The 23,767-nt window shown below is 46.1% G+C and carries 25 protein-coding genes; 22 read left to right on the forward strand and 3 right to left on the reverse strand.

Going from position 1 to position 23,767, the window contains the following annotated elements; translation table 11 throughout:
• The first annotated feature begins 97 nt into the window (after window positions 1–97).
• The 13 genes from ACLSSO_RS07085 to ACLSSO_RS07145 all read left to right on the forward strand — a co-directional run bounded on the left by ACLSSO_RS07085 (window position 98) and on the right by ACLSSO_RS07145 (window position 14,330).
• The gene (locus ACLSSO_RS07085; RefSeq protein ID WP_295905747.1) at window positions 98–1,312 is read left to right on the forward strand and encodes a hypothetical protein; all 1,215 of its coding nucleotides are present in this window, start codon (window positions 98–100) and stop codon (window positions 1,310–1,312) included.
• Between the two features lie 438 nt (window positions 1,313–1,750).
• Window positions 1,751–2,377 carry a hypothetical protein gene (locus tag ACLSSO_RS07090; protein ID WP_295903871.1) on the forward strand — a complete coding sequence of 209 codons (627 nt, stop codon included), beginning with the start codon at window positions 1,751–1,753 and terminating at the stop codon, window positions 2,375–2,377.
• Between the two features lie 3 nt (window positions 2,378–2,380).
• On the forward strand, window positions 2,381–2,818 hold the full coding sequence (locus ACLSSO_RS07095; RefSeq protein ID WP_295903875.1) for a GNAT family N-acetyltransferase: 438 nt from the start codon (window positions 2,381–2,383) through the stop codon (window positions 2,816–2,818).
• A gap of 214 nt (window positions 2,819–3,032) precedes the next feature.
• Window positions 3,033–3,554, forward strand: coding sequence for a ribosome maturation factor RimP (gene rimP / locus ACLSSO_RS07100; RefSeq protein WP_413944500.1), 522 nt, complete (start codon window positions 3,033–3,035; stop codon window positions 3,552–3,554).
• A 15-nt stretch (window positions 3,555–3,569) separates the two neighbouring features.
• Complete coding sequence (gene nusA, locus ACLSSO_RS07105) at window positions 3,570–4,967, forward strand: transcription termination factor NusA (RefSeq protein ID WP_413944501.1); 1,398 nt, start codon at window positions 3,570–3,572, stop codon at window positions 4,965–4,967.
• Between the two features lie 33 nt (window positions 4,968–5,000).
• Window positions 5,001–7,898: a translation initiation factor IF-2 gene (infB, locus tag ACLSSO_RS07110; protein ID WP_295903884.1), complete on the forward strand. Its 2,898-nt coding sequence runs from the start codon at window positions 5,001–5,003 to the stop codon at window positions 7,896–7,898.
• Entirely contained in the window at window positions 7,898–8,293 is a 396-nt protein-coding gene (gene rbfA, locus ACLSSO_RS07115) for a 30S ribosome-binding factor RbfA (RefSeq protein ID WP_295903887.1), read from the forward strand. Before infB ends, rbfA begins: the two co-directional genes overlap by 1 nt.
• Complete coding sequence (gene truB / locus ACLSSO_RS07120; RefSeq protein ID WP_413944502.1) at window positions 8,283–9,206, forward strand: tRNA pseudouridine(55) synthase TruB; 924 nt, start codon at window positions 8,283–8,285, stop codon at window positions 9,204–9,206. Before rbfA ends, truB begins: the two co-directional genes overlap by 11 nt.
• Window positions 9,207–9,364: 158 nt before the next feature.
• On the forward strand, window positions 9,365–9,634 hold the full coding sequence (gene rpsO / locus ACLSSO_RS07125) for a 30S ribosomal protein S15 (protein ID WP_295903891.1): 270 nt from the start codon (window positions 9,365–9,367) through the stop codon (window positions 9,632–9,634).
• 141 nt (window positions 9,635–9,775) lie between these two features.
• The gene (pnp, locus tag ACLSSO_RS07130; RefSeq protein WP_295903894.1) at window positions 9,776–11,869 is read left to right on the forward strand and encodes a polyribonucleotide nucleotidyltransferase; all 2,094 of its coding nucleotides are present in this window, start codon (window positions 9,776–9,778) and stop codon (window positions 11,867–11,869) included.
• Window positions 11,870–11,871: 2 nt separating this feature from the next.
• On the forward strand, window positions 11,872–13,140 hold the full coding sequence (locus ACLSSO_RS07135) for a M16 family metallopeptidase (protein ID WP_295903896.1): 1,269 nt from the start codon (window positions 11,872–11,874) through the stop codon (window positions 13,138–13,140).
• Between the two features lie 30 nt (window positions 13,141–13,170).
• Window positions 13,171–13,620 (forward strand): dUTP diphosphatase, encoded by a 450-nt coding sequence (gene dut, locus ACLSSO_RS07140; protein WP_295903897.1) that lies wholly within the window; start codon window positions 13,171–13,173, stop codon window positions 13,618–13,620.
• A 164-nt stretch (window positions 13,621–13,784) separates the two neighbouring features.
• Complete coding sequence (locus tag ACLSSO_RS07145; protein ID WP_413944503.1) at window positions 13,785–14,330, forward strand: hypothetical protein; 546 nt, start codon at window positions 13,785–13,787, stop codon at window positions 14,328–14,330.
• Between the two features lie 70 nt (window positions 14,331–14,400).
• Here the strand turns inward: ACLSSO_RS07145 and ACLSSO_RS07150 are convergent, their stop codons facing one another.
• Genes ACLSSO_RS07150 through ACLSSO_RS07160 form a run of 3 tightly spaced genes read right to left on the reverse strand, consistent with a single transcriptional unit; the run spans window position 14,401 to window position 16,358 of the window.
• Window positions 14,401–14,976 carry a YIP1 family protein gene (locus tag ACLSSO_RS07150; RefSeq protein WP_295903899.1) on the reverse strand — a complete coding sequence of 192 codons (576 nt, stop codon included), beginning with the start codon at window positions 14,974–14,976 and terminating at the stop codon, window positions 14,401–14,403.
• 40 nt (window positions 14,977–15,016) lie between these two features.
• The gene (locus tag ACLSSO_RS07155; protein WP_295903900.1) at window positions 15,017–15,691 is read right to left on the reverse strand and encodes a hypothetical protein; all 675 of its coding nucleotides are present in this window, start codon (window positions 15,689–15,691) and stop codon (window positions 15,017–15,019) included.
• Window positions 15,692–15,698: 7 nt separating this feature from the next.
• Complete coding sequence (locus ACLSSO_RS07160; protein ID WP_295903902.1) at window positions 15,699–16,358, reverse strand: hypothetical protein; 660 nt, start codon at window positions 16,356–16,358, stop codon at window positions 15,699–15,701.
• 79 nt (window positions 16,359–16,437) lie between these two features.
• On the opposite strand from ACLSSO_RS07160, the gene ACLSSO_RS07165 reads away from it, so the two are divergent.
• From ACLSSO_RS07165 to rpoZ, 9 genes are all read left to right on the forward strand, one after another.
• Window positions 16,438–16,878 (forward strand): hypothetical protein, encoded by a 441-nt coding sequence (locus ACLSSO_RS07165; RefSeq protein WP_413944504.1) that lies wholly within the window; start codon window positions 16,438–16,440, stop codon window positions 16,876–16,878.
• Between the two features lie 45 nt (window positions 16,879–16,923).
• A complete protein-coding gene (locus tag ACLSSO_RS07170; RefSeq protein WP_413944505.1) occupies window positions 16,924–17,619 on the forward strand; it encodes a polyprenol monophosphomannose synthase in 696 nt (231 codons plus the stop codon).
• Entirely contained in the window at window positions 17,594–18,442 is an 849-nt protein-coding gene (locus ACLSSO_RS07175; RefSeq protein ID WP_295906192.1) for an SH3 domain-containing protein, read from the forward strand. The genes ACLSSO_RS07170 and ACLSSO_RS07175 overlap by 26 nt, the downstream gene beginning before the upstream one ends.
• Window positions 18,443–18,509: 67 nt before the next feature.
• Complete coding sequence (locus tag ACLSSO_RS07180) at window positions 18,510–19,091, forward strand: hypothetical protein (RefSeq protein WP_295906193.1); 582 nt, start codon at window positions 18,510–18,512, stop codon at window positions 19,089–19,091.
• A 20-nt stretch (window positions 19,092–19,111) separates the two neighbouring features.
• The gene (mutL, locus tag ACLSSO_RS07185; protein ID WP_295906194.1) at window positions 19,112–20,995 is read left to right on the forward strand and encodes a DNA mismatch repair endonuclease MutL; all 1,884 of its coding nucleotides are present in this window, start codon (window positions 19,112–19,114) and stop codon (window positions 20,993–20,995) included.
• Window positions 20,995–21,927 (forward strand): tRNA (adenosine(37)-N6)-dimethylallyltransferase MiaA, encoded by a 933-nt coding sequence (gene miaA, locus ACLSSO_RS07190; protein WP_413944506.1) that lies wholly within the window; start codon window positions 20,995–20,997, stop codon window positions 21,925–21,927. Before mutL ends, miaA begins: the two co-directional genes overlap by 1 nt.
• A 35-nt stretch (window positions 21,928–21,962) precedes the next feature.
• Window positions 21,963–22,841, forward strand: a complete 879-nt coding sequence (locus ACLSSO_RS07195; RefSeq protein WP_413944507.1) for a YicC/YloC family endoribonuclease — start codon at window positions 21,963–21,965, stop codon at window positions 22,839–22,841.
• Window positions 22,838–23,395 carry a guanylate kinase gene (gene gmk / locus ACLSSO_RS07200; RefSeq protein ID WP_413944508.1) on the forward strand — a complete coding sequence of 186 codons (558 nt, stop codon included), beginning with the start codon at window positions 22,838–22,840 and terminating at the stop codon, window positions 23,393–23,395. The genes ACLSSO_RS07195 and gmk overlap by 4 nt, the downstream gene beginning before the upstream one ends.
• Window positions 23,396–23,444: 49 nt before the next feature.
• Entirely contained in the window at window positions 23,445–23,684 is a 240-nt protein-coding gene (rpoZ, locus tag ACLSSO_RS07205; protein ID WP_295906055.1) for a DNA-directed RNA polymerase subunit omega, read from the forward strand.
• Window positions 23,685–23,767 lie beyond the last annotated feature (83 nt).

Here is a 23,767-nt window from a genome sequence, read left to right on the forward strand (position 1 = left end):
GACGCCGGGGACGAAATTCGGCCCTGTTGGCATCAGGCTTGCTTTACGCCCAAGTGACTTAAAAAGGTTTTTGAAACCAGAACCACGAGGAGACTCTATGAAAAAGTATTTCTATATACTTGCGGCTTTGAGTATTGCGCCCACTTATGCGCTAGCTCAAAGTATCGAAAGTGATGTCGATGCCGAGCTTGATCAAATGTATTCAAGCCAGCAAGCGGCACCTGCGGCAGCGGCCGCGCCAGTACAAGCTCAGCCTCAGGCTCAAGCGGGTATTGCAAACACAGCACCGGTCAGCGGTCAGCCTATTTATATTTTGAATCAGGCAACACCGACGTCCAATGCTCAGTTGCAACAAACACAAGTTCAAAAACAGCCAACGACTGTTATTGAAGCTTCTCCACTGACGGAATCTCGCGCGGAACAAATCCGCAGATCACGTCAAGATGCTGAGTTGCAAACTGAACAAAGAATCGTTGAAAAGCTCGAGCAATCTCGTATGGAAGACGAGAAGAAAAGAGCTTCGGTTTTATTTGGTGATAAATTCAACCAATTAGACCAACAACAACAGCAACCTCAACAAGTTCAACAACCTGTTTATGCTCAGCCTGTACAACAAGTACAACCTGTGCAAGTTCAACAAGTTGAAGAACCTAAAGAGAACACACGCGACATCATCCGTGAAGAATTAGCTGCGGCTATGAAAACGGAAGAAGAAGCGGCTGTTGCTCCTCTTGAAACTAAATACGTGGCAGGTATCTTGGGAGTCGGTGACTATCCAGACACTCGCCAAGTAAAAGGAAATTATGCCCTCGGTGTGGCGTTCGGTACGAAGTACGACAATATCGTTGTCGAAGGTTCGTTCTTGTACTCAAACTACACAGTTGAAGGACAAGGTTACTACACAAATGGTTACGCGTATGGCGGTGGCGGAGTTTACGTTCCGGATTCTATCGACGTACAACAATATTCAGGTTCATTGGCTGCGAAAGTTCAATTGTTCTCTGGTATCGTAAAACCTGTATTCGGTGGTGTGGTGTCTTACTCTTACAGAGGTTTCTCTTGGGATAACAAATCCTACGGTTACTACAACGACACGAAAGCCAACTCTCACGCGATCGATATCGGTACGATCATCGGTGCGGATTTGGAATTCTCTCCGAAGTACTCTTTGGGTTTGGATTTCAGATATATGTGGAATTTGTCTAGCCGTGTGAACGCTGGAAACACTTGGATGTCTGGACCTCAGTATGGAACTCCGATCGAAAAGCTTCAGTACTATGTAATGTCGCTTGTCGGACGAGTTAATTTCTAATCTAATATTAGTAAGTAGTTTTATTAATTCCTCAGTGGTTGCAAACCCCGTCTGTAAAGGCGGGGTTTGTTTTTTTGTTTCAGGCGAAGAGCGGGTGGGCTGGCGAGGGGCTTTGTTCTAGGAGTCGCTTCGGTCGGCACGCCTTCCGGGCTCAGTCGTCGCCACCGCTTTGCGGTGGTTCGCGCCGTCGTGGCGCCGACGAAGGCCTCTCTTCGGACTCCTAGAACAAAGCCCCTCGCCAACCCACCCTCATCGTTGAAAAATAAATTCCCCTCTTTGTGTGTGCTGAAACTTTGGTGCAAAACATCTTTTATTAGATGTTGGTATTGCGCTTTGGGTTTCTGGCGCTGCGCGCTTTTTTTGTTTTTTGCTGGTCTGCTGATCTGTGGCTTTGGCGAAGGCTGGACTTTGTTTGGATTCTCTATCATAGTTTTCTTTATGAGATTTCTTCTTCCTTTTCTTTTTTCTTTGAATGCTTTTGCGGCTTCTGTGGTTACTGAAACTGTGGGGCAGGTTTCTGAGCATGTTGTTACTAGTCGGGAAGTTCAGATTTCTATGGTTATCGAAAATATTCTTTTTCCTCCTAAGACTCCTTTGAAGGGGCTTTATGAGATTCGGCCGGTGCAGCCGGAGTTTCGGAATGCGGTGACGGCTGTTTTGCTTGAGGCTGTTGTCGCTATGGAGGCTGAGAATTTTAATGTGGCGGCTATTTCTGATGACGATCTGAAAGCGGCCATCAGTAAGGTTGAGAAAGCTGTTTCTGGTAGAGCTTATTGGGGAGACCTTGAGGTTTCCTCTGATGAAGTTAAGAAGTTTACGGCTCGTAAGTTGACGGCTAAGAGTTTTTGGAAGTTTAAGTCGAATTCGATGTCGAGCATTATTACCGACCAAGAGGCGCAGGCTTATTACGATAAGAATCGTGTGAAGTTTGGTTCGACTCCTTTTGAATCTTTTAAAGACAATATCAAAACGTTCCTTGCTCAACAGCAGCTGGAAGAGCGCATTCGTGCTTGGTTTGAAGTGATTAAGCGTAAGTACAAAGTTCGTAACTTTATTGCGGATTAGTTTATGCATATTGAAACTCTCACTAGCATTCATAAACCTGCCATGCGGGCCTTGATTGAGGCCATTCATGCCGAGCAAGGGTTGCTTCCGCAGTTTTATTGGCCTCAAGAACTTTTGGGGGCCGAGATGGCGACAGCGGAGGCCGTCGGGGCTTTTGAGAATAATGTTTTAATTGGGTTTGTTCTTTATCGTGAGCTTCCCGAGGCTTTTGAGATTTCTTTGGTCGCCAGTCACCCCCAGTACCGACGTCGAGGTGCCATGGAGAAGGTGTTTGAATATCTGGTCAACGCAAAGGGTCAAGAGAGGGAGCTTTGGTTGGAAGTGCATGAGGAGAATGTTCCGGCGCAAAAACTCTATGAAAAACTAGGGTTTAAGGAAATTCGTCGGCGTCCTCGGTACTATAAGGACGGAGCCACGGCGATTTTGTACTCACACTCGTAAAGGGAGTGTCGTCCCTTTGGGGAGTGAAGATAAACCCTTGCCCTCGCTCATTTTTTTTGCTAGCTTCAAGTCGTTCCAATGGGCCCAGTAGGCCCATTTTTTTTTGCGCCCGGACGGGTGGATCGATTCTTCGATCAAATTTCTAGCCCCTGCAAATCTCGCAGGAACTGGACTCCGTCCAGTCGCCGTTTATGTTATAAAGGATTACCTTAAAATGTCAGAGACCCCATCTTGGATGGAAAAAGTAGAAGCTATAGCCACTGAGGTTGCCGCTCAAGAAGGCGTCCTTATTTACGACATTGAGTTCGTAGGCTTGGGCAAAGGAAGAACACTTCGTATCTACATCGACAAAGAAGACGGCAACGTCAGCATTGATGATTGCTCGAATGTCTCTAAAGGTCTTAATGAGTTTCTTGATGCCAATGAAGACCTGATCCCTGGCGGCGCTTACAATCTTGAAGTTTCAACTCCGGGTTTGGATCGGGTGTTAAGAAAACCTTGGCACTTCCAAAAAGCCGTGGGGAAAAAGATTTATATCAAAACCTCCAAAGCTTTGGAGAGTGCTGGTGTGACAGATAAAAAATGGAAAGCAGCTAAAACAGTCGAGGAAGTTTTGGAATCGGCTGATGAAGGCGGCATCCGTTTTGTCGTGAAGGATGTGGAGATCAAAATCCCTTACAACATGATCGACAAAGCTAAAGTAGTTTTTGAAATGACCAAAGGTCAAAAAAAGTAACGAGAGAGGAAAGTCATGGCTGAAAATATGTTTTCAGATCTTTCTAAAGTGATTGATCAAGTCGGAAAAGACAAAGGTATCGACAAGCAAGTTGTTATCGATGCAATCACTCAAGGTATGTTGGTAGCTGCTCGCAAGAAGTACGGCACATACCGTGAAATTGAAGCCGCTTATAACGAAGAAACTGGCGAAGTTGAACTTTTTGAGTTCAAAGAAGTCGTCCCTCGTGAAAAGTTCATCGACGAAGAAGTTGAAATTCCTTACGACGAAGCTCAAAAGTTGGATCCAAACGTTCAACTTGATGACTCTATCGGTATTAAAATGGAAGCTTCTGATTTGGGTCGTATTGCTGCGCAAACAGCAAAGCAAATCATCATGCAAAAAGTGCGTGATGCTGAACGCAATATCATCTTCAACGAATTCGAAGAACGTAAAGGTGAAATCGCATCGGGTATCGCTCGTCGCGTGGAAAAAGGTGCCATCGTTGTCGATTTGGGCCGTACGGAAGCGTACATTCCGCCTCGTGAACAAATCCCAGGCGAACAATACAAGCCAGGTGACCGTATTCAAGGTTACTTGTCTGAAGTTCGTCAAACAACTCGCGGACCACAAATTATCATGTCTCGCGCGGATGAGCGCTATTTGATGAAACTTTTCGAAATGGAAGTTCCAGAGATCTATGACGGTGTTGTTGAGATCATGGCAGCGGCTCGTGAGCCGGGCCAACGCGCGAAAATCGCGGTTCGTTCTAAAGACAACTCTGTAGATCCAGTAGGTGCTTGCGTTGGTATGAAGGGTTCTCGTGTGCAAAACATCGTACAAGAACTTCGTGGCGAGAAGATCGATATCGTTCCTTGGGACGAAGACATCACTCGTTTTGCGTGCAACGCTTTGGCTCCGGCTGAAATCTCTCGCGTGTTCCTAGATGATGCGAACCGTGAAATGGAAATCGTTGTTCCAGATTCTCAATTGTCATTGGCTATCGGTAAGCGCGGTCAAAACGTGCGTTTGGCAGCGAAGTTGACAGGCTGGAAGTTGGATATCATTTCTGAATCTTCAGCGGCTTCTCGTACGGCGGAATCCATCTTCAATTTGATGTTGATCCCGGGCATGAACGAGACAATGGCGCAAAACATTTTCCAATCTGGCTTCGGTTCTTTCCAAGCAGTGGCGACAGCGACTGTGGAAGAGTTGATGACGATCCCAGGTTATGACGATCCAGATAAAGCTGAAAAATTGGCGAAAGAAGCGAAAGCTCTTGTCGCGAAATACGAAGCTGAAGGCGTACCGGTGCCAACAGCTCCAACAGCAGCAAAAGATAATAAATCTAATGTTTCCGCGAAAGCACAAGCGGACCTTCTTTTGAAGCAAGAGTTGCAAAAACTTGATGCTCAAGAGGCGGATGAGGAGTAGTCGGCGGAAGCCGGCAGAAAAACAGGAGACTGAGTGAGTAATCCAAAGGTTTTTGAATTTGCAAAAGAGATCGGGATGACCCCGCTAGCCCTCATGGATAAAATCCGTGAGTGGAATTTGCCTGTGAAAAGTCACATGGCGGAGCTGGATCCGACAGTTCTAGAGCAAATTAAAATTAAACTCTCTGGCGGCGATAAGCCGGCTGAAGAGGCTAAACCGAAAAAAGCAGCAACCCGTAAGGCAGCTCCGAAGAAAGCCGCAGCAGCGGCAGAGACTGAAACTGCAGCTCCTGCAGCCGCGAAGTCTTCTGTGATTCGTCGTAAAAAAGACGAGGCTCCTGTTGAAGCTCCGAAGGCGAAAGTCATAGCTAAACCTGAAGCTGAAGAAGCGGAAGAGGCAGCTCCGACAAAAACAACTCGCGTGGTTGTGAAGAAAACTCCAGCAGCGAAGGAAACCGAAGAAGCTCATGCAGCTCCGGCTTCCACTGTTGAAGAAAAGGTTGTCGCAAAAGAAGAAGCGGCTCCGGTAGAAACAAAACCTGAACCGGTGGTTGCAAAAGCAGCTCCGACTCCGGCGGCTGAACCAGCGCCTGTGGCGGCTCCGGCAGCACAAGCTCGTAAGAAGGAAGTGGTTGTGGGAACAAGCGGTGTTGCAAGTTCATCTACTCCGGCGACAACAACAGCGAAAAGAAATATCATCGGTCGTATGGATCTTTCCCGTGTCCAGCCGCAAACTCCGCAACGCGGTGAACGCCCTCAAGGTGGTTATCAACCAAGATCTGGTGGACCTGGTGGCGATCGCGGTGAACGTAGCGGGCCTGGCGGTGGCTTCCAACCTCGTCCGGGTGGATTCAATAGACCAGCAGGTGGTGCACCGACTCGCAACATCCGTACAGGATTCGTAGCGGCGGCCCAGCCTCCTGAACCAATGCCAGACAGTGATTTTAGAAGAGATTTTGATAAGCGCAAAAAAATCGGTGCAGGCCCAGCGGCAGCTGCGGGTGCAACTCGTGAGCGCGAAAAAGAAAAAGAAGAAGAAGTAGCAAGCTTCAACGCGGTTGAATTCCGTAAACGCGAAATGGTCTTCCAGCCTAAAAAGAAAAAAGGCATGTTGGACCGTGAAGCGATGAAAACGCAAATCACAACGGCAGCAGCTCACAAACGTGTTGTTAAAGTAAACAACACGATGAAGCTTTCTGACTTGGCGATGGAAATGGGCTTGAAAGCTCCACAACTCGTTAAAGTTTTGATGACGAACGGTGTGATGGCCAACATGAACACGGATCTTGATTTCGATACGATCGCTTTGATCGTTCCGGAGTTCGGTTGGGAAGCACAAAACGTCTTCAAAACAGCGGAAGACGTGGCGCAAGAAACAGCCTTCGGTGAATTGGATGCTGAAAAAGTCACTCGTCCACCTGTTGTGACAATCATGGGTCACGTCGACCACGGTAAAACATCTTTGTTAGATGCAATCCGTAATGCTGACGTTGCTGCGGGCGAGGCCGGCGGTATCACTCAGCACATTGGTGCGTACTCGGTAAAAATTGAAGATGGTTCTTTGATCACATTCTTGGATACTCCGGGCCACGAAGCCTTCACGGCAATGCGTACGCGCGGTGCGAATGCGACAGATATCGCTGTCATCGTCGTTGCGGCGGATGACGGTATGATGCCGCAAACTCAAGAATCTATCAGCCACGCGAAAGCGGCGGGCGTTCCCATTATCGTTGCTGTGAACAAAATGGATAAGCCGGGTGCAAACCCAGAGCGTATCAAGCAACAATTAACAGAGCTTGAAATCGTTCCTGAAGAATGGGGCGGTAACACAATCTTTGTTGAAGTTTCCGCTTTGAAGAAAACAGGTTTGAAAGAGCTTCTTGAGCAAATCAAACTGTTGGCTGAAGTCGGTGAATTGAAAGCCAATCCAAAACGCTCCGGCACAGGTCTTGTGATCGAAGCGAAAATGGAAAAAGGCAAAGGCCCTGTGGCAACTCTTCTAGTTAAAGACGGAACAGTTGAAGTGGGTCAGTACATCGTTGCCGGCACTATGAAAGGCCGTGTTCGTTCTTTGATGAACGACAAAGGCGAAAGAATTCAATCTGTCGGTCCGGGTCTTCCAGCCGAAGTTTTGGGTCTTGATGGTGTTCCAGCAGCCGGTGATCAGTTCGACATTGTTAAAGATGAAAGAACTGCTGAAGAAATGTCGACTCTTCGTAAGAATAAAGCTTTGGCTGCAGCATCAACACCTGCACAAAAACTTTCTTTGGATGAGATCTTCGCGAAGGTTAAAACGGGTGATGTGAAAGAACTTGCGATCATCCTGAAAGCGGACGTTCATGGCTCTCTTGAAGCGATCAACGGCATGCTTTCGAAGCTTTCAACTCCAGAAGTGAAAGCACGTGTGATCCACGCCGCTGTCGGCGGTATCACAGAGAACGACGTGACCTTGGCGAATACTTCCAAAGGTATCGTTTTGGGCTTCAACGTACGTCCAGACTTGGGCGCACAGGCTAAAGCGAAACAATTGGGTGTCGACATCAGAACGTACTCTATCGTTTACGAATTGATCGATCAGATGAAAGCCGCGATGGCGGGTCTTCTTTCTCCAGATGTGGTGGAAGAAGTTATGGGTCGCGCAGAAGTGCGTAACACATTCAACGTACCTAAAGTCGGCGTCATTGCTGGTTGCTTCGTAATTGATGGTAAAGTTCAACGTAACAATATGATCCGTTTGCTTCGTGAAAATAAAATCGTTTACGAAGGAAAGATCTCTTCACTTAAGCGCTTCAAAGATGACGCGAAAGAAGTGGCGCAAGGTTACGAATGCGGTATCGGTATCGAAAACTATAACGACGTTAAAGTGGGCGATATGATGGAAGCATACGTGAAAAAAGAAGTTGCACGTGAACTCAGCTCGGGGACTCACTAATGAAGAACATGGGTGATGGGCGCAGAGTCGCTCGCGTAGAAAGAGAAATTCAAGCTACCATCGCTCAGTTTTTGATCCGTGGTTTTAAAACTCCTTTGCCAGGTCTGGTGACCGTGTCTCAGGTGAAAATGCCGGCGGATCTTCGTGCCGCGAAAGTTTATATCAGTGTTTTAGGTTCCGACGCCCAACAAGAAGAGGCGTTGGAGCTTTTGCAAGAACGAGCTTTTGAGATTCAAAACTTCATCGGTAAAGAACTCAAAATGCGCTATTGCCCGAAACTCACTTTCTATCCTGATCACACAACAGAGCAGGTTTTGAAAGTCGAACGCATTCTTCATGAACTTGAAGAAGAAAGAAAATCTGCGGGCAAAACAGAAGAGTCTGATGACGAATAATACGAAACAATTTAATGGTCTTCTGTTGGTTGATAAACCACCAGGGATTTCTAGTCATGATGTCGTGGCGAGGCTTCGTCGTATCCTCGGTACAAAAGCTGTCGGCCATTCAGGGACTTTAGACCCTATGGCGTCAGGATTGATGGCGTGCCTTATTAACGAGGGCACAAAACTCAGTCAGTATATCTTGGAAGGCGACAAAGGATATCGTGTGCGTGCGCAATTTGGCGTTCGTACGGACACTTTGGATACGACCGGGACCGTTTTAGAAACCAAACCCGTCGATTTAACCCGCGAACTTATCTTGGCTGAGGCGGCAAAGCTTCAAGGCGAGATGGAACTTGAAGTGCCTATTTATTCGGCGATCAAGGTTCAGGGGAAGAAGCTCTATGAGTATGCCCGCGAAGACGAACAAGTCGTGATCCCGAAAAAGGTCATGAAGTTCTGGGACGTGACTCCTGTCGATGTCGGCTCTGATTGGGCCGAGTTTGATATCAAATGCACGAAAGGCAGTTATATCCGCACCTGGGTCGACCTGTTAGGGAAGGCTGTGGGTTGCGGGGCGGCGATGAGTGCTCTTCGTAGAACGTGGTCTGCTCCTTATCTGTTGCATCAAGCGCAGACTTTGGAGGCTATTGAAGCCTCAGTCAAAGGGGGCGCATGGGGAGACGCCTTTGTCCCCATGGAAATGGCTTTACCTCAGGTCAAAAGAATCCGCGTTAAAGGGCAAGATAGAGTGCTTTTGGGGAATGGGCAAATCAGCCATGACCTCAGAACTCAGCTGATCACGGCTTTTAAGCCGTCTGAGGACCAATACGTCCAAATTATCGGTCAAGATGACGGGCAAATGCTCGCTTTGATTGGCTTAGAGCCTGGAAAAGGCTTTGCTCTCCGCCGAGTCTTTAAATATTGACGGGGTGGGGCTAAAGGGTTAGAACCTATAAATTCGGCGGACGCCGGCAGAGCCGAAAGGCTGAAGCAGCACTCATAAACTCTAACGATCGACAGCCATGACGACGGCGGGGTTTGCGGGCTTACTAAAATCGAAAAAATAAAGAACAGGAGACTTTAATGGCAGTCACAAAAGAGAACAAATCACAAATCGTAAAAAAATTCAAAACAGCAGACCTTGATACTGGATCTCCAGAAGTTCAAGTGGCTCTTTTGACTGCGAAAATCAACGATTTGACAGCTCACTTCTCTACTCACAAGAAAGATCATCACGGTCGCCGTGGTCTTGTGACTATGGTTAATAAAAGAAGAAAACTTTTGGATTACCTACACCGCAAAGACGGTACTCGTTACCAGGCGCTTATCAAAGCTCTTGATATCCGTAAGTAATCGAAATGGAAGGGGCTTCGTGCCCCTTCTGGTTTTTCCGGCGGTGCCGGGAGAACCGAAGCGCCAAGAGCGCACGCTGAACAGCAATAGAGCAACTTCCAGCAAAGCATAAAGGCTTTGCGATATTTTCAAGGAGATTTAATGAAAACGACTGTCACTACTTCGGTGGGCGGAAAACAGATCACCATCGAAACAGGCCGTTTGGCAAAGCAAGCGGACGGTTCCGCTCTTGTCACTTGTGGTAACAACATGGTTCTTGTTACTGCGGTTTCTTCCAAAAAAGCTTCTGAGCTTGATTTCTTCCCTCTCACAGTTGAATACATCGAAAAATTCTATGCGACTGGTAAAATTCCAGGCGGGTACTTCAAACGTGAAGGTAAACCGACAACGGACGCTGTTTTGACGGCGCGTTTGATCGACAGACCTATTCGTCCTTCTTTCCCAGAAGGCTACCGTCATGAAACACAAGTTGTGGCGACGGTTCTTTCTGCAGACGGTGCATTCCCTCTTGAGATTCTTTCAAGCTTGGGTGCTTCTGCAGCTCTTCACGTTTCTGACATTCCATTCAATGGCCCTACAGCAGCTATTCAAGTAGCGCGCGTTGACGGTCAATTCGTTGCCAACCCAACTCCACAACAGTTGGAAAAATCTGACATGGACATGATCGTTGCGGGAACTCGCAATGGTTTGTTGATGGTGGAAGGAGAAACGAAATTCATCTCTGAAGCAGATTGTTTGGCGGCTTTGAAATTCGGTCACCAATCCATGATGCCTCTTTTGAATGCGCAAGACGAACTTCGTGAAAAAATGGGTTCGAAAGCAAAACGCGCGTTCACAGCTCCCGTGATTGACGCTGACTTCAAAGGCCAAGCAGAGTCTTTGTTGAAATCTAAAATCGCCGCAGCTCTTGCGATCAAAGTAAAACAAGATCGTTATGCCGCCGTAGCTGCAGCTCACGCCGAAGCGGAAGCGACTTTGTTGGCATCTATCACTGACAAAGATTTGGCAAAACAGCGTAAAAAAGAATTGGCGACGATCGTGGAAGAAATTAAATACCACGAAGCTCGTTCTATGATCTTGGATAAAAAAGTTCGTATCGATGGCCGTGATGTGAAAACAGTACGTCCTATCGCTAACGAAGTGGGCTTGTTGCCTCGTGCGCACGGTTCTGGTTTGTTCACTCGTGGTGAAACTCAATGTTTGGGCACAGTGACTTTGGGAACAGGTGACGATGAGCAAATGGTGGATGCACTTTTGGGAACTCAAAAGCGCAAATTCATGCTTCACTACAACTTCCCTCCATACTCTGTAGGTGAAGTAGGTCGTTTCGGTGGTCAAGGTCGTCGTGAAATCGGTCACGGTAACTTGGCAGAGCGCGCTTTAAAAGCCGTTCTTCCTGATCACGAGAAATTCCCTTACACAATCCGTATCGTGTCTGAAGTTCTTGAGTCGAATGGTTCTTCTTCAATGGGTTCTGTTTGTGCGGGAACGATGGCGATGCTTGATGCCGGTGTACCTATCAAAGGAAACGTTGCCGGTGTGGCAATGGGTCTTATTAAAGAAGGCGACCGCGTAGCAGTATTGACTGACATCTTGGGTGATGAAGATCACTTGGGTGATATGGACTTTAAAGTTGCGGGTACTCCACAAGGTATCACAGCTCTTCAAATGGATATCAAAATCGACTCTGTTTCTTTCGATGTGATGGATCAAGCTTTGGCGCAAGCTAAAGAAGGTCGCGCGCACATCTTGAATGAGATGGAAAAAGTGATCAAAGTAGCTCGTGGTCAAATCTCTGAATTTGCTCCTCGTATCGAAACGATCAAAATTAAACCAGATAAGATCCGCGAAGTGATCGGTTCTGGTGGTAAAGTGATCCGTGGTATCACTGAAGCGACTGGCGTTAAGATCGAGATCGAAGACGACGGTACAATCCACATCGCGTCTGCTGATCCTGAAGCTACTAAAAAAGCTATCGGCATGATCAACGACATCGTTGCGGAAGCTGAAGTGGGTAAGACATACAAAGGCCGTATCGTGAAAATCGCGGAATTCGGTGCTTTCGTTGAAATCTTGCCAAACACACAAGGTCTTTTGCACATCTCTGAAATCGCTAACGAAAGAGTACGCGCAGTGACTGACGTACTTAAAGAAGGCGAAATCATCGACGTGAAAGTCCTTGAAGTCGACCGCGCTGGTCGTATCAAGCTTTCTCGCAAGGCTCTTCTGCAATAAGAATGAATACTAAGTTCAAAAAATCTGAACTTTCTAACGGGATCCGAGTGGTGAGTGAACTTCATCCAGGGTCCCGTGCCGTTTCTATCAGCGTCTGGGTTTTAACCGGGACTCGTGATGAAACTCCTGAGGTGGCGGGAATCTCGCACCTTCTTGAACATCTTGTTTTCAAAGGCACAAAAACTCGTTCGGCATATCAGATTGCCAAGTCTTTGGAAGCTTTGGGTGGGGATTTAAACGCTTACACCACTCGTGAATACACTTGTTATCACGCCATGGTTTTGAAGGATCACTGGGAGAAAGCTCTCGATGTTCTTTCAGATCTTATTTCAAACATGCATCTCACAAAAAAAGAATTCGGTCTTGAAAAAGGCGTGATTCTGCAAGAGATCGCGATGTCTGAAGACAGCCACGAAGAGCTTATCTATGACGTCTTCTATGATGTTGTTTATGGAAAGCATCCGCTCGGCCGTCCTATTTTAGGAACGCCAGAGTCCATCGCTTTGATGAAGCAAAAGCAGGTGATGGATTATTATAAAAAAACTTACACCGGGAAAAACATCATCGTCAGTGCGGCAGGTTGTCTGGATCATGACGAATTGATGGCGGGAATTACAAAGCGTTTGGGGCCTAAAAAGACCACAACGCTGAAGAGTAAGCGCTCCGTGCCTCGTTGGTTGAAGCGTCGTCATGTCGTGGAAAAACAGGCCGAGCAAGTGCACATGCTTATGGGATTTCCGACGGCCAGCTTTAAAGACAAACATCGTTTTGAGGCTGTGATCACGAACACTTTGTTGGGTGGAGGGATGACTTCCAAACTTTACCAAAGTGTGCGCGAAAAAAGAGGCCTCGTTTACACAATTCACTCAAGTTTAAATACGCACATGGATTCTGGAATGCTCACGATCTATGCGGGAACGGAAGTTAAAAACGCTCGCAAAGTCGGCGATTTGATTTCTAAAGAAATGCAGAAGATCCGTAAGCAGGGCGTATCAAAACACGATGTCGAAATGTTTAAGACGCAAGTCATTGGAAGCATCTTGCTAGGCTCGGATGATATTGAAAATCGCATGACATCTTTGGCAGTCAATGAGATCGTCTTTGGCCAATATCGTTCGGTGGATTCTGTGATCGAAGAGATTAAAAAAGTTTCTGTCGATTCTGTGAATCACTACATCCGTCAAGAATTGGATCTGTCGCAAGCTTCGGGCGTTTTGTTAGGCCCTGGCGTGACGGAGCTTAAAACTTGGTGGGAAGATTTAGAGCTATAAACGGTGAATGCCGGCAGGTAAGGAGATCGTATGCAAAAGATCGCAGTGAAAGTTAAAAAACTTGAAAATTTCCACGGTGAACTTCCTCAATATCAATCTTTGGGTGCGAGTGGTTTTGATGTTCGCGCGCAACTTGCGGGCCCTGTTGTTTTAAATCCTGGTGAAAGAGCGTTGATTCCAACGGGTTTGTCTTTTGAGATTCCACTGGGATACGAAATTCAAGCGCGTCCGCGCAGTGGTTTTGCAGCGAAAAATGGTGTGACGGTTTTGAATACTCCGGGCACCATTGATGCTGATTATCGCGGTGAAGTTAAAATCATCATCATCAATTTGGGTAACGAAACTGTGACAATCGAAGATCAAGAGCGTTGTGCTCAGCTAGTGATTGCTCCGGTTCTCCAAGCGCACTTTCAGTTAGTTGACGAATTGGGTTCCACGGAGCGCGGTGCCGGTGGTTTTGGTTCCACGGGCCGTGCCTAGGGAATTCTAAGTATTTTATTGCAGAAGCCCTGAGCAGGGCTTCTGATGCCTGTCTAATCCTTGGACGTTCAAAAAAGATTTTCCAGATTTTCAATCCTGACAATTGTTTCGCTATCTTTGGGTGTAGTCTCCGCTCACGATTTTTAACCGTCTTAGGAGGCTTTATGAAAAAATCTATTTTAGGTTTGTTAGTTCTTGTGTTTGCGGCTCAGGCTCAAGCCAGTCGCCAAGCTGTCACTTGCCAAGAAGTGAGCAAGTCAAAAAGTAAAATCAAGGTGTATTTGGATTACGATCCTGCTCTTGTCCTAGATGACAACTGGCAAAAGGATGCAAAGGGAAATACGATCATTGTTCCTTATACTTTAGGTACCGCGGATATCGGGACGGAAACAACGGTTCGCGTGGGCATTGAGATTCCAAACTCTCAATTTAGAAAACCTTATTCAGGTCGCTTCTTGCTCACAGGTCTTTATGATGCAAACAGTATTGAAGAAGCAGGGTCAGGATATTCTTATAAGTTCGGTGGTCAAGCTTATCGCAGCTTTCATGGTTCTGATGAAAATGGCCGCTGGGATGCTATGGTTTATATTCCTGACTCTGTGACAGGTCAGACAGAGAAATCCTTCCCGGGGCTTTTGACTATTCAAATGGACTTGATGGATCAAGGTTACTACCACATTGATCTGACTTGCTCTTCTGTTGTGAAGTAATTTTTCCGATTTAGAAAATAAAAAGGCCCGGTTTTTTGCCGGGCTTTTTTATTTTGAAATGACATCTAAATTATCCCAGTCTTTCCAGACGAGAAATATCGATACGATTCCACAACCACAAGATAAACACGATTGCAAAAAGGATGGTGACGAGACGAATGGATCTGCGTTTTTCCATTTGGAAGTTTTCAGTCAAACCTACTGCCATTAAGAGTGCCGTGAATGCAAAGCCGACCAAAGTGATCGGTGGAATCATCTCTGAGCCTACTTGAAATACAAAAAATGGAATGTTGGCGAAAAGAACCAAAGTAAAGATCTTGCGAAGAGAGCACGTTCTTTTTTCGTACACTTGGAAATAGTAGTAGATGAACAAAGAGCCGATGAATGTTGTCACCACTCCAACGATAGGAGAGATGATAAAGCCGCCCATGATTCTGAAAAAGTTCGGAGGCACAAGCCCCGTTAACACACCCGAAGCCATCGAAAGAACGATCAGCGTGATAATCAACACCGGCCAATTCCACTCGGGCAATGTTTTGATTTTTTCAATCGGGTGGCGAAGGTAGTTGATGATATAGCGAACGACCTCTTTGGCCGTTTCGAAGTGGGGCTGATTCTGGGGTGTCACGTCTCTGTAGTCGCTCATGGTTTTATTGCACCACCGCGTCTGTACTTAAGCAAGGGATTTAAAGGGGACGGTCCTCTCGAAGATCCATTTCTGCCAAAGTTTGCGCGCGCTCAAGCAGAAGCAGACAATTAGAAATAGCCGTGTCTTTGTTCGCTCCCAGAGTGCTGAGTGAAGGAAGATCTTTCTTTTTCGTAAGCCATTGATGAAGGCCATAAGCGAACTTAAGAAATAAACTGCTCTTTTGCGAGGGAAGACACTCGACCTCTGCCGTTGGGATGGGGAGGGCCGAGAGATGATGTGACTTAAGAGAAAGTCCCGGGTCCACCATTTCGGTTAAGCTCATGAGTGCCGATGATTTATGCTCACGGATCACTCCTTCAAATTCTTGAAAGGTCACGGCATCCAGAATCAAGTGAAAATGTCGGTTGTGAGTTTCCTGTTGCTTCAGGAAATACAAAAAACGTTCTTGGCGCTGTTGAGGATTGTTCCAAGGAAGGTGCAGTGTGAAAACTTCATAGCCATGTTCAGCCAAAAACACTGTATAGATATTCCAGTAAGATTTAAAATAAAAAATCGAGCGCGGGCCCGTGACAAAGAGCAAAGGAAAACGGGTGAGCAGACAGTTGGGTTTTAATTCAAAGGGAATATCTTGGTTGGATCTTGCTTGATTAGAGAAAAGTGCAAGACCCAAAGTGAAAACAAGAAGGCAGAGTATAAGTATTAAAACATCCACCCCTCAATTATAGAGAGGTGTTAAGACGAAATGCAAAGTCAAAGGAGTTTTTATCAGAAGTGTCGTTCACAACGGCCGTTCTTGCGCTGACCTCAGCACCTAAAGAAAGATTTTTATGAACTTGCGCGATGAATCCTGTAGAGACAACCAAAGACGGCGTCGTTGAATCCACGCTGATGTCTCTGGAAGGATCAGAAAATTTCAAGAAGCGGTTGGAAAGACCGGAACTGATGGTGTAATTCCAAACGCTTTCAAGCTTGTTGGTGTAGCCGATCTTAAGATCAAACTCACGCAGCGTGAACTCTTCACTGCCAGAGGAGGTGAGGCCGTAATTTCTAAACACTCCTTCGGAGTACCAATTCGGTGAAAACAAATCCATTCCCAGCGAAAGTTGAATGCCGCTGGCGTGACGATTGAAGTTTTGTTTGTTTGCTGAAATGTTCGAGAAGGAGTTGGCGTAACCAATTCCCGCATGCAAGCGCACGTCATCAAAAGAGCTGTTTTGTTTTTTAGCTAAATGATTCTTTTTTGCGCTCAGTTCGTTGAGCAAATCGTCGTAGCTGACTTCTTCATACTCAGAAGAGGAGCCTGCTGCCTGGACCAAGGTGGGAGCGGAAAAGAGGGATAATGCGATCAAAACGAATTGAATTGCTTTAGATATTTGCATTCCTTGATTCTAGCAAGCCTTTGTCATTTTTCAAAAATTCATCTTTCGTTCTAGACCTCATTTTTGGCAAAATGGTTGTATGTTTTCTTTATTTCATAAACGTCACAACTGTTTTTGCGCTTTCTGTAAAAGTCCCCGCCGTATTTATCGTAAGAAGAATATCTCTTTGATGAATATTGTTGGCAGTGCTTTGGCGTCCATTGTTGTGATGTTCGCGATCTGGCAACAGTATGATCCGCGCGTGATGATTGCATTCGTGGTGTGCTTGGCTCTTTCGGAAGTGTTCGTGAAGATTCGCTGGCGCCTTTCAGTTGTTTGTCGTTCTTGCGGATTTGATCCTGTCTTGTATTTGAAGCATCCGGAGCAGGCAGCTCAGAAGGTGAAAGCACAGTTGGATATGCGCAAGCAGGATCCAAAGTATTTGCTTGCAAAACCGCTCAATTTGCCCGCAATTCCTGCAGAGAAGGCTAAAGCTCTTCAAGCTAAAGAAAAAGGCCGCTTGGTCTCCCGCTCTATTTGATCTAAGAGTTGCCTAAAGGCCCTCTTTGTGACAGCTTAGAGGTGCATGAAAACACTCATCGTGATTCCTACGTACAATGAAAAAGAAAATATTCAGGCGATTGTACCTGCCGTTTTAGCTCAAAACTTGGGCGTCGATATTCTGGTTGTCGACGACAATTCTCCAGATGGAACGGGCGCCATTGTTCGTGAAATGCAGAAAAACATTCCGCAGCTTCATCTTCTTTCTCGTCCGGGCAAGCAGGGCTTGGGAAAAGCTTATATTGCGGGCTTTCGTTGGGGCATGGATCATGGATATGAAGCCATCACTGAAATGGATGCGGATTTTTCTCACCGTCCTGAAGATTTAGGACCGTTGCTTAAAAAGTTAGAAACCAATGATTTTGCAGTGGGTTCTCGTTATATTGAGGGCGGTCGCACGGTCAACTGGGGTCTTATGCGTAAGATCATCTCTCGCGGTGGTGGTATCTATGCGCGCTTGATCTTGGGCTTTCCTTTGAACGATTGGACCGGCGGATTTAATGCTTGGAAGAAAGAAGTTCTTCAAGGCATTGATCTTTCAACGGTAGAGTCTAACGGTTACAGCTTTCAAATTGAGCTTAAATATAAAGCGATGAAAAAAGGTTTTAAAGGTGCGGAGTCGCCGATTGTTTTTGAAGATCGCCGAGTTGGTCAAAGCAAGATGTCGCTAAAGATTGTCGTTGAGGCCTTCTATCGTGTTTGGCTCATGCGTTTTAAATAAAAGGCTTTGCCTTCTTTTTATAGCACTTCTTTTTCCTGTGTTGTCGTGGGCGGCGGCTCAGCAGGCGACGGTTATTACTGATGGCGCTTTGATTTATCAAGATGCGGATTTTGATGCTCCGGTGATTCAGACTTTGAAGCGCGGAGGCGTTTACAATATTTCTACGGGCAAAAAAGGGCCTTTCTATAAAATTCGTTTAAAGCCGGGGACAGTCGGTTGGATTGCTGACACCGATTTGAAGATGGGCGTTGTGAAGCTGGCGCCTCCTCCGGAAGAGAAAAAACTTTTTGATAAAAAAGAAGAACGTAAAAAACCTTTCTTTGCCACTCGCTACCGTGGACCTGCGCTCGATTTTATTAACTTCACGGAAGATACCCTGGGGAAAGAGCGCTCAGAGTATTTGCCTTTTTACGGTGTTAAATTTAACGGTTTTAATACCATCATCAGTGGTGAGATTTACGCTGAAGGCAATATCATGTTCCATGTTGGTGCTCCTAGCTACTACACGGATGTGACGAAAAAAAGTGCCGACGGATTTATTTTTATTTCAAACTTTCTTTTGCAAACCGTAAGTCCGATGAGCAAATCGAATTTGTTTTATTACGGATTCGGTCCCATGTTTAAATACTCGCACTTCACATTGGAAGTTCCGAACGGCACAAAGACATTAAGCTACTCCGCAGATGATATGAACCTGGGCGCGGTTTTTAATGTCGGCATGGCTTTCCGCTTAGGCAGTCTTTCTTTGCGCACAGACGCAAAATACTACTGGGAGCGAGTGAAGTACTATGGTTTCGGCCTGAATCTTGGCTGGGAATTCTAAGTTTTTCCTTTATAATGCGACTTCTTTGATGTAAACGAAGCCTCGTCAGCTTGAGGGGGCTTTTTAGATGCGTATTTTTTCTTTGTCGTTCCTGCTTGTTCTTTTTTCTCTAACTACTTTTGCCGCAGATATTGAACCGTATTTTGAAGCTTTGAAGCAATCCGGTGCGAACTTTGAACCGGATGGAGCCATCTGTGAACAAGTGGCTCGTCTGGCCTTGGCGACACAGTATCCTGACAAAGACTTCTCTCTTGCCAGTGGCATTGAATACGACGCGGGCGGCATGACGCTGGGAGAGCTCGATGTTCTTGTTATCAATCGTGCGACACAGAAAGTAGTTCTAGTTACGGAAGTAAAGTGCTGGAAGAATTTAAAGCAAGCTTTGGATAAAGTGGTATCGCAAAGACAGCGTTTCATTTGGAATTTGACGAAATTTCCTCAAAAGATGCATTTCGTTTCTTATTCAGAATTGGATTTAAAAGCCGAACAGTTTGACGCCGCGACGGAATATCGTTCGATCTCTCAGTTGGGTGGCGTTAAATATGGTTTTGATATGGAGCTTGATTTAACGCTTTCTGAGTTTAGAGCGCTGCGTATGAAACTGCTTAAATGTCAGGCATGGGGAGAGTGCGCACGCGCTGCGCAATAGGTGACTTGGGAGGGAATCTCATGCAGATTCCTTCCATGTCTATTCAAGTTTTACCTCCTGAAGTCGTCGATCAAATTGCCGCTGGCGAAGTGGTGGAGCGTCCTGCCCACCTCGTTAAAGAACTTGTAGAAAATAGTATTGATGCTGGCGCTACAAGAGTTCACGTTGAATTCTTTGATGGCGGTCGTATCGTGAAAGTGATCGACAACGGCAAAGGCATGTCGCCGGAAGATCTTCCCAAAGCTCTGGAAAGATTTGCTACTAGTAAAATTTCAAAAACAGATGATCTTTGGAAGCTTCGCACTTTCGGATTCCGTGGGGAAGCATTGGCGAGTATTGCGGCCGTCAGTAAATTGACTCTGACATCTCGTCGCGAAGGTGATGAACAAGCTCATCAGTTGATTAGTGAATACGGACGTAAGAAGCACATTGATAAAGTCGGCGGCTCGCAAGGTACAACGATTTTGATCGAAAATCTTTTCGACAATACACCTGCGCGTTTGAAGTTTTTAAAATCAGACGCAGCGGAAAACACGGCGATTAAAACAACTCTCAAAGCCATGGCGCTTTCTCACTTCGATGTTGAATTCCGCATTCAGGAAAACGGCAAGCTTGTGAGTTTTTGGCCTGCTTGTAAAAACCGCAAAGACCGTGTTGAGCAAATTCTAGAAATCAAACCACTCTTTGAAGGCGAAGCGACTCGCGAAAACGTGCGCGCTTATGCGGTGTTTGCGGATCCTCACAATGTCGCGAAGACAGCAAAAAACATCTGGCTCTTTGCGCAGAATCGCTGGATTCAAGATCGCAGCCTGCAAGCGGCCGTGAATGAAGCCTATCGCAGTCTTCTTATGCACGGTGAATATCCGATCGCGGTCGTGTGGGTTGAAGTCGATCCGGATTGTGTCGATGTGAATATTCATCCGACAAAATCACAAGTGAAATTCCAAGAGCCTTCGTTGGCGTTCCGTGCGGTGGCAGGAGCTTTAAGATCCACATTGGAGCAAGCGCCTTGGCTTGCTGAATCGCAAAGACCTCGTCCTCCGCAGCCACTTTCCGATGTGTCAGCGGCGGATTATCCTTCAACACAAGGTCTTCCGAATTTTGCAAATGCGCCGATGCCCAAAGAAAATCTGGCTTTCCAAGACGCCTCTTTGAGTGCGACACAATTTCAGAAAAAAGAATTTAATTTTCCTAAAGCGACAATCAACGAACCAAAAATTGATTACCAAACTTTGGCGGAGGCCGCGGCTTCACGTGAAGAAATCGCCACTCAGCCAATGGCACCGATGAAATCTGCTGAGCCCGAGGCTCCGCGCGGATATTGGTCGTCACTGGAAGTTTTGGGGCAAGCGAATCTCACCTACATCGTGACTCAAGCGCGCGATAAAATCGTTTTCGTTGATCAGCACGCCGCTCATGAACGCGTGGTTTTCGAGAAGCTTATGAACGCGTGGAAGGGTGGCAAAGTTGATGTGCAGGATTTCCTATTTCCACTCGCCATTGATATGTCGCCGGAAAAAGTCGAAGCTCTTTTAGGAATTGCGAAAGACATCGAACGCCTTGGAGTTCATATTGAATCTCTTGGCCCCGGCACGATCGGTGTGAAAGCTGCGCCACTGATGATTAAAGAATCTATTCTAAGCACTGTGCTTGATAAAATGGCGAATGAAATCGTCGAACAAGGCGGAAGTTATTCTCTGGAGCGCGTTGTTGGCGACATTTGCGCAACGATGGCTTGCCATTCGGTTGTGCGTGCAGGACAAGCGCTCGGAATTGACCAAATGAAAAGTCTTTTAAGAGATATGGATATGTTCCCGTTAAGCAGTTTCTGCCCGCATGGCCGTCCTGTGAGCGTGGAATATCCTTTCTACAAACTTGAAAAAGATTTTGGTCGAATCGTTTGATGAAGAATCCGCGCAAGCCTGTGATTTTTGTCGTGGGAGCCACGGCCACCGGAAAATCCGAGTGGGCCTTAAAGCTCGCGCAAGAATTTGGCGGAGTCATTGTTAACTGTGACTCTATTCAAGTTTATAAAAAGCTCGATATTGGCGCGGCGAAACCCACAAAAGATGAGCAAGCATTGGTTCGTCACTATTTGCTCGATTATGTGAATCCTCCGCAAGAAATGACGGCAGGACAGTATTGCCGGGATTTTTACGAATGCATGGAGCAGATTCCGGAAAATACTCCTGTGTTCGTCGTTGGCGGAACGGGTTTCTATTTTATGGCCATTGAAAAGGGAATGTATCCGGTTCTTCCGGTTCCTCCTGAAATTCAAAAAGCTGTGGAGGAAGAACTTAAAACCGCCGAAGGTGCCGAGAAACTTCACAACGAACTTTTAGAAAAAGATCCCGAGTATGGCGCAAAAATTCATCTTTCCGATCACTATCGCATCGGACGCGCCATTGAACTCATTCGCAGTCAGGGAAAAAGTGTGACACAGATTCAAAACGAATTTGCCGAGTCACGCAGCGAATTTCCATTTCCTCTTTTAAAAATCGGCCCAAGCTGGGATCGGGAAGTTCTCAAAGATAGGATCGCTCTTCGCACAAAAAAAATGTTAGAGCAGGGATTGGTTCAAGAAGTGCAAAGCCTCCTCGACGAAGGTTTGGAATCGTGGGCACCGATGAGCAGTGTCGGTTACAAAGAAACCATCGCATTTTTGAAAAACGAACTGAACTCTGAGCAACTGTTTGAAGAAATTTCGAAGAACACACGACAGCTCGCTAAAAGACAAAGAACTTGGTTTCAGAGAGACAAAGACATTCATTGGTTTGCGGGGAGTGATGGCTATTATGAAGCTCGCGCCATGGTCGAGAAATTTCTGAAACCTTGACCCCATAAGAGGGGCCGTTTCAAAATGGAGTTATTATGAAAAGCATGACAGGGTACGGCACCGCTAGAGTTCAATCCAAAGACGTCACAGTTGAAGTCAGTATTCGCGCCGTGAATGGCCGTTTCTTAGAACCTCGTTTTCATCTTCCGAGAGAATTTGTCGCCCATGAAGGGGAACTTAAAAAAATTCTAGGTCAGTCTTTGCATCGTGGAACAGTGGATGTTTTCGTTTCTCGTCGCGTGAAGAACACGGCGAACAAAGCGCAAATGACGGTGAACGACGCTTTGGCGAAAAAGTATATGATGGCTTACAAACATCTTTCCAAAGAGTTGGGTGTGCCTTTTCAAGTTCATCTTGAGGTGTTGGCACGTCTTCCAGAGATCATCAAAGTTGAAGAAACTTACGAACTTTTCCCAGGTGAGGATAAAGTTCTTAAAAAGGCTTTCGCGGATGCTTGTAAGAACTGTGATAAAGAGCGTATCCGTGAAGGGCAAGCTCTGCGCCGTGATCTGCAAAAACTTCTGATCGCTTTAGAGAAACAAGTGAAAGTTATCAGTGAGTTGCGTGGTGAAGCCAATGCACAACTTCAAGATAAGTTTGAACAAAAAATCCGCGCGCGTCTTAAAGGAAATGACATTGATCCGAACCGTCTGTCGCAAGAAATTGTGATTCAGTTGGAAAAGGCTGACATTAATGAAGAACTCTCTCGTTTGAGTGAGCACATTAAGAACTACCGTCAGTTGGTGGCGTCTCAGCAGGCAGAAGGGAAGAAGTTGGACTTCTACACCCAAGAGCTGCTCCGCGAAGTGAATACGATCGGTTCAAAGTCTCAAGTAGCCAAGATCACTCAAGCCGTGGTAGAAGCAAAAACCCTTATTGAAAGACTAAGAGAACAGGTACAAAACGTCCAATGAAGACACGTCTTATTATCGTCGCCGCTCCAAGTGGTGCAGGAAAAAGTAGTTTTGTCGAAAAGCTCAGCAAGGAAAATCCTCGCTTGGTCGATATCGTTACTTACACCACACGTGCGATGAGAAAAGGCGAAAGTGAGGGGCAGCCTTATCACTTCATCAGTTCCGAGGATTTTCAGAAAAAAATCAAAGAAGGGTTTTTCGTAGAGTGGGCGAAGGTTCATACAAATTTTTACGGAACATCTTTCGAGTCTATTGAAAATGCCTGGAAACAAGATAAATGCGCGATCATGGATATCGATATCCAAGGCGTTGCGACGTTTAAAGCCAAATTCCCAGATGCGAAGACCGTTTTCATTCTCCCTCCGTCTATTGACGAGCTGCGCCGCAGAATCGAGAAGAGGGATGGCGGAGTTCCAGCGGATATCGAAGTCCGTATGGCCAACGCCGAAAAAGAGATCCGTGAGGCCTCTAAATTCGATTATCAGATCGTGAACGACGTGTTTGAGCAATCTTACTCGCAATTTAAAAAAATCGTTGAAGAATTACTAGCTTAGCGGTAACTTGTCCGGATCTACTTTGTCTAAAAAAGTGCCTGGAGGCTAAATGGCTCGCGTAACTGTTGAAGATTGCTTGGAAAAAGTTCCTAACAGATTTGCTCTTGTATTGATGGTTGCAAAAAGAGCGAAGCAACTTCTTAAAGGAGCTGAAGCGACAGTTTCTACTCGTAGCAATAAGTACATCGTAAGTGCGCTTCGTGAAGTGGCTATTGGTAACGTGGGTTACACTGAAGCCATGGAAAATGCAGAGGCAACTCGCCAAATCGAAAAAGACCTTAATAAATAGTCTTTAAATCGAATATATTGCTTAAAAGGAGGCCAACAAGCCTCCTTTTTTGTTTTCAGAGCAGGGCTTGTGACTTCTTTTAT

The sequence above is a fragment of the Bdellovibrio sp. HCB-162 genome (assembly GCF_047344985.1).
In the GTDB taxonomy this organism is placed as follows: Bacteria; Bdellovibrionota; Bdellovibrionia; order Bdellovibrionales; family Bdellovibrionaceae; genus Bdellovibrio.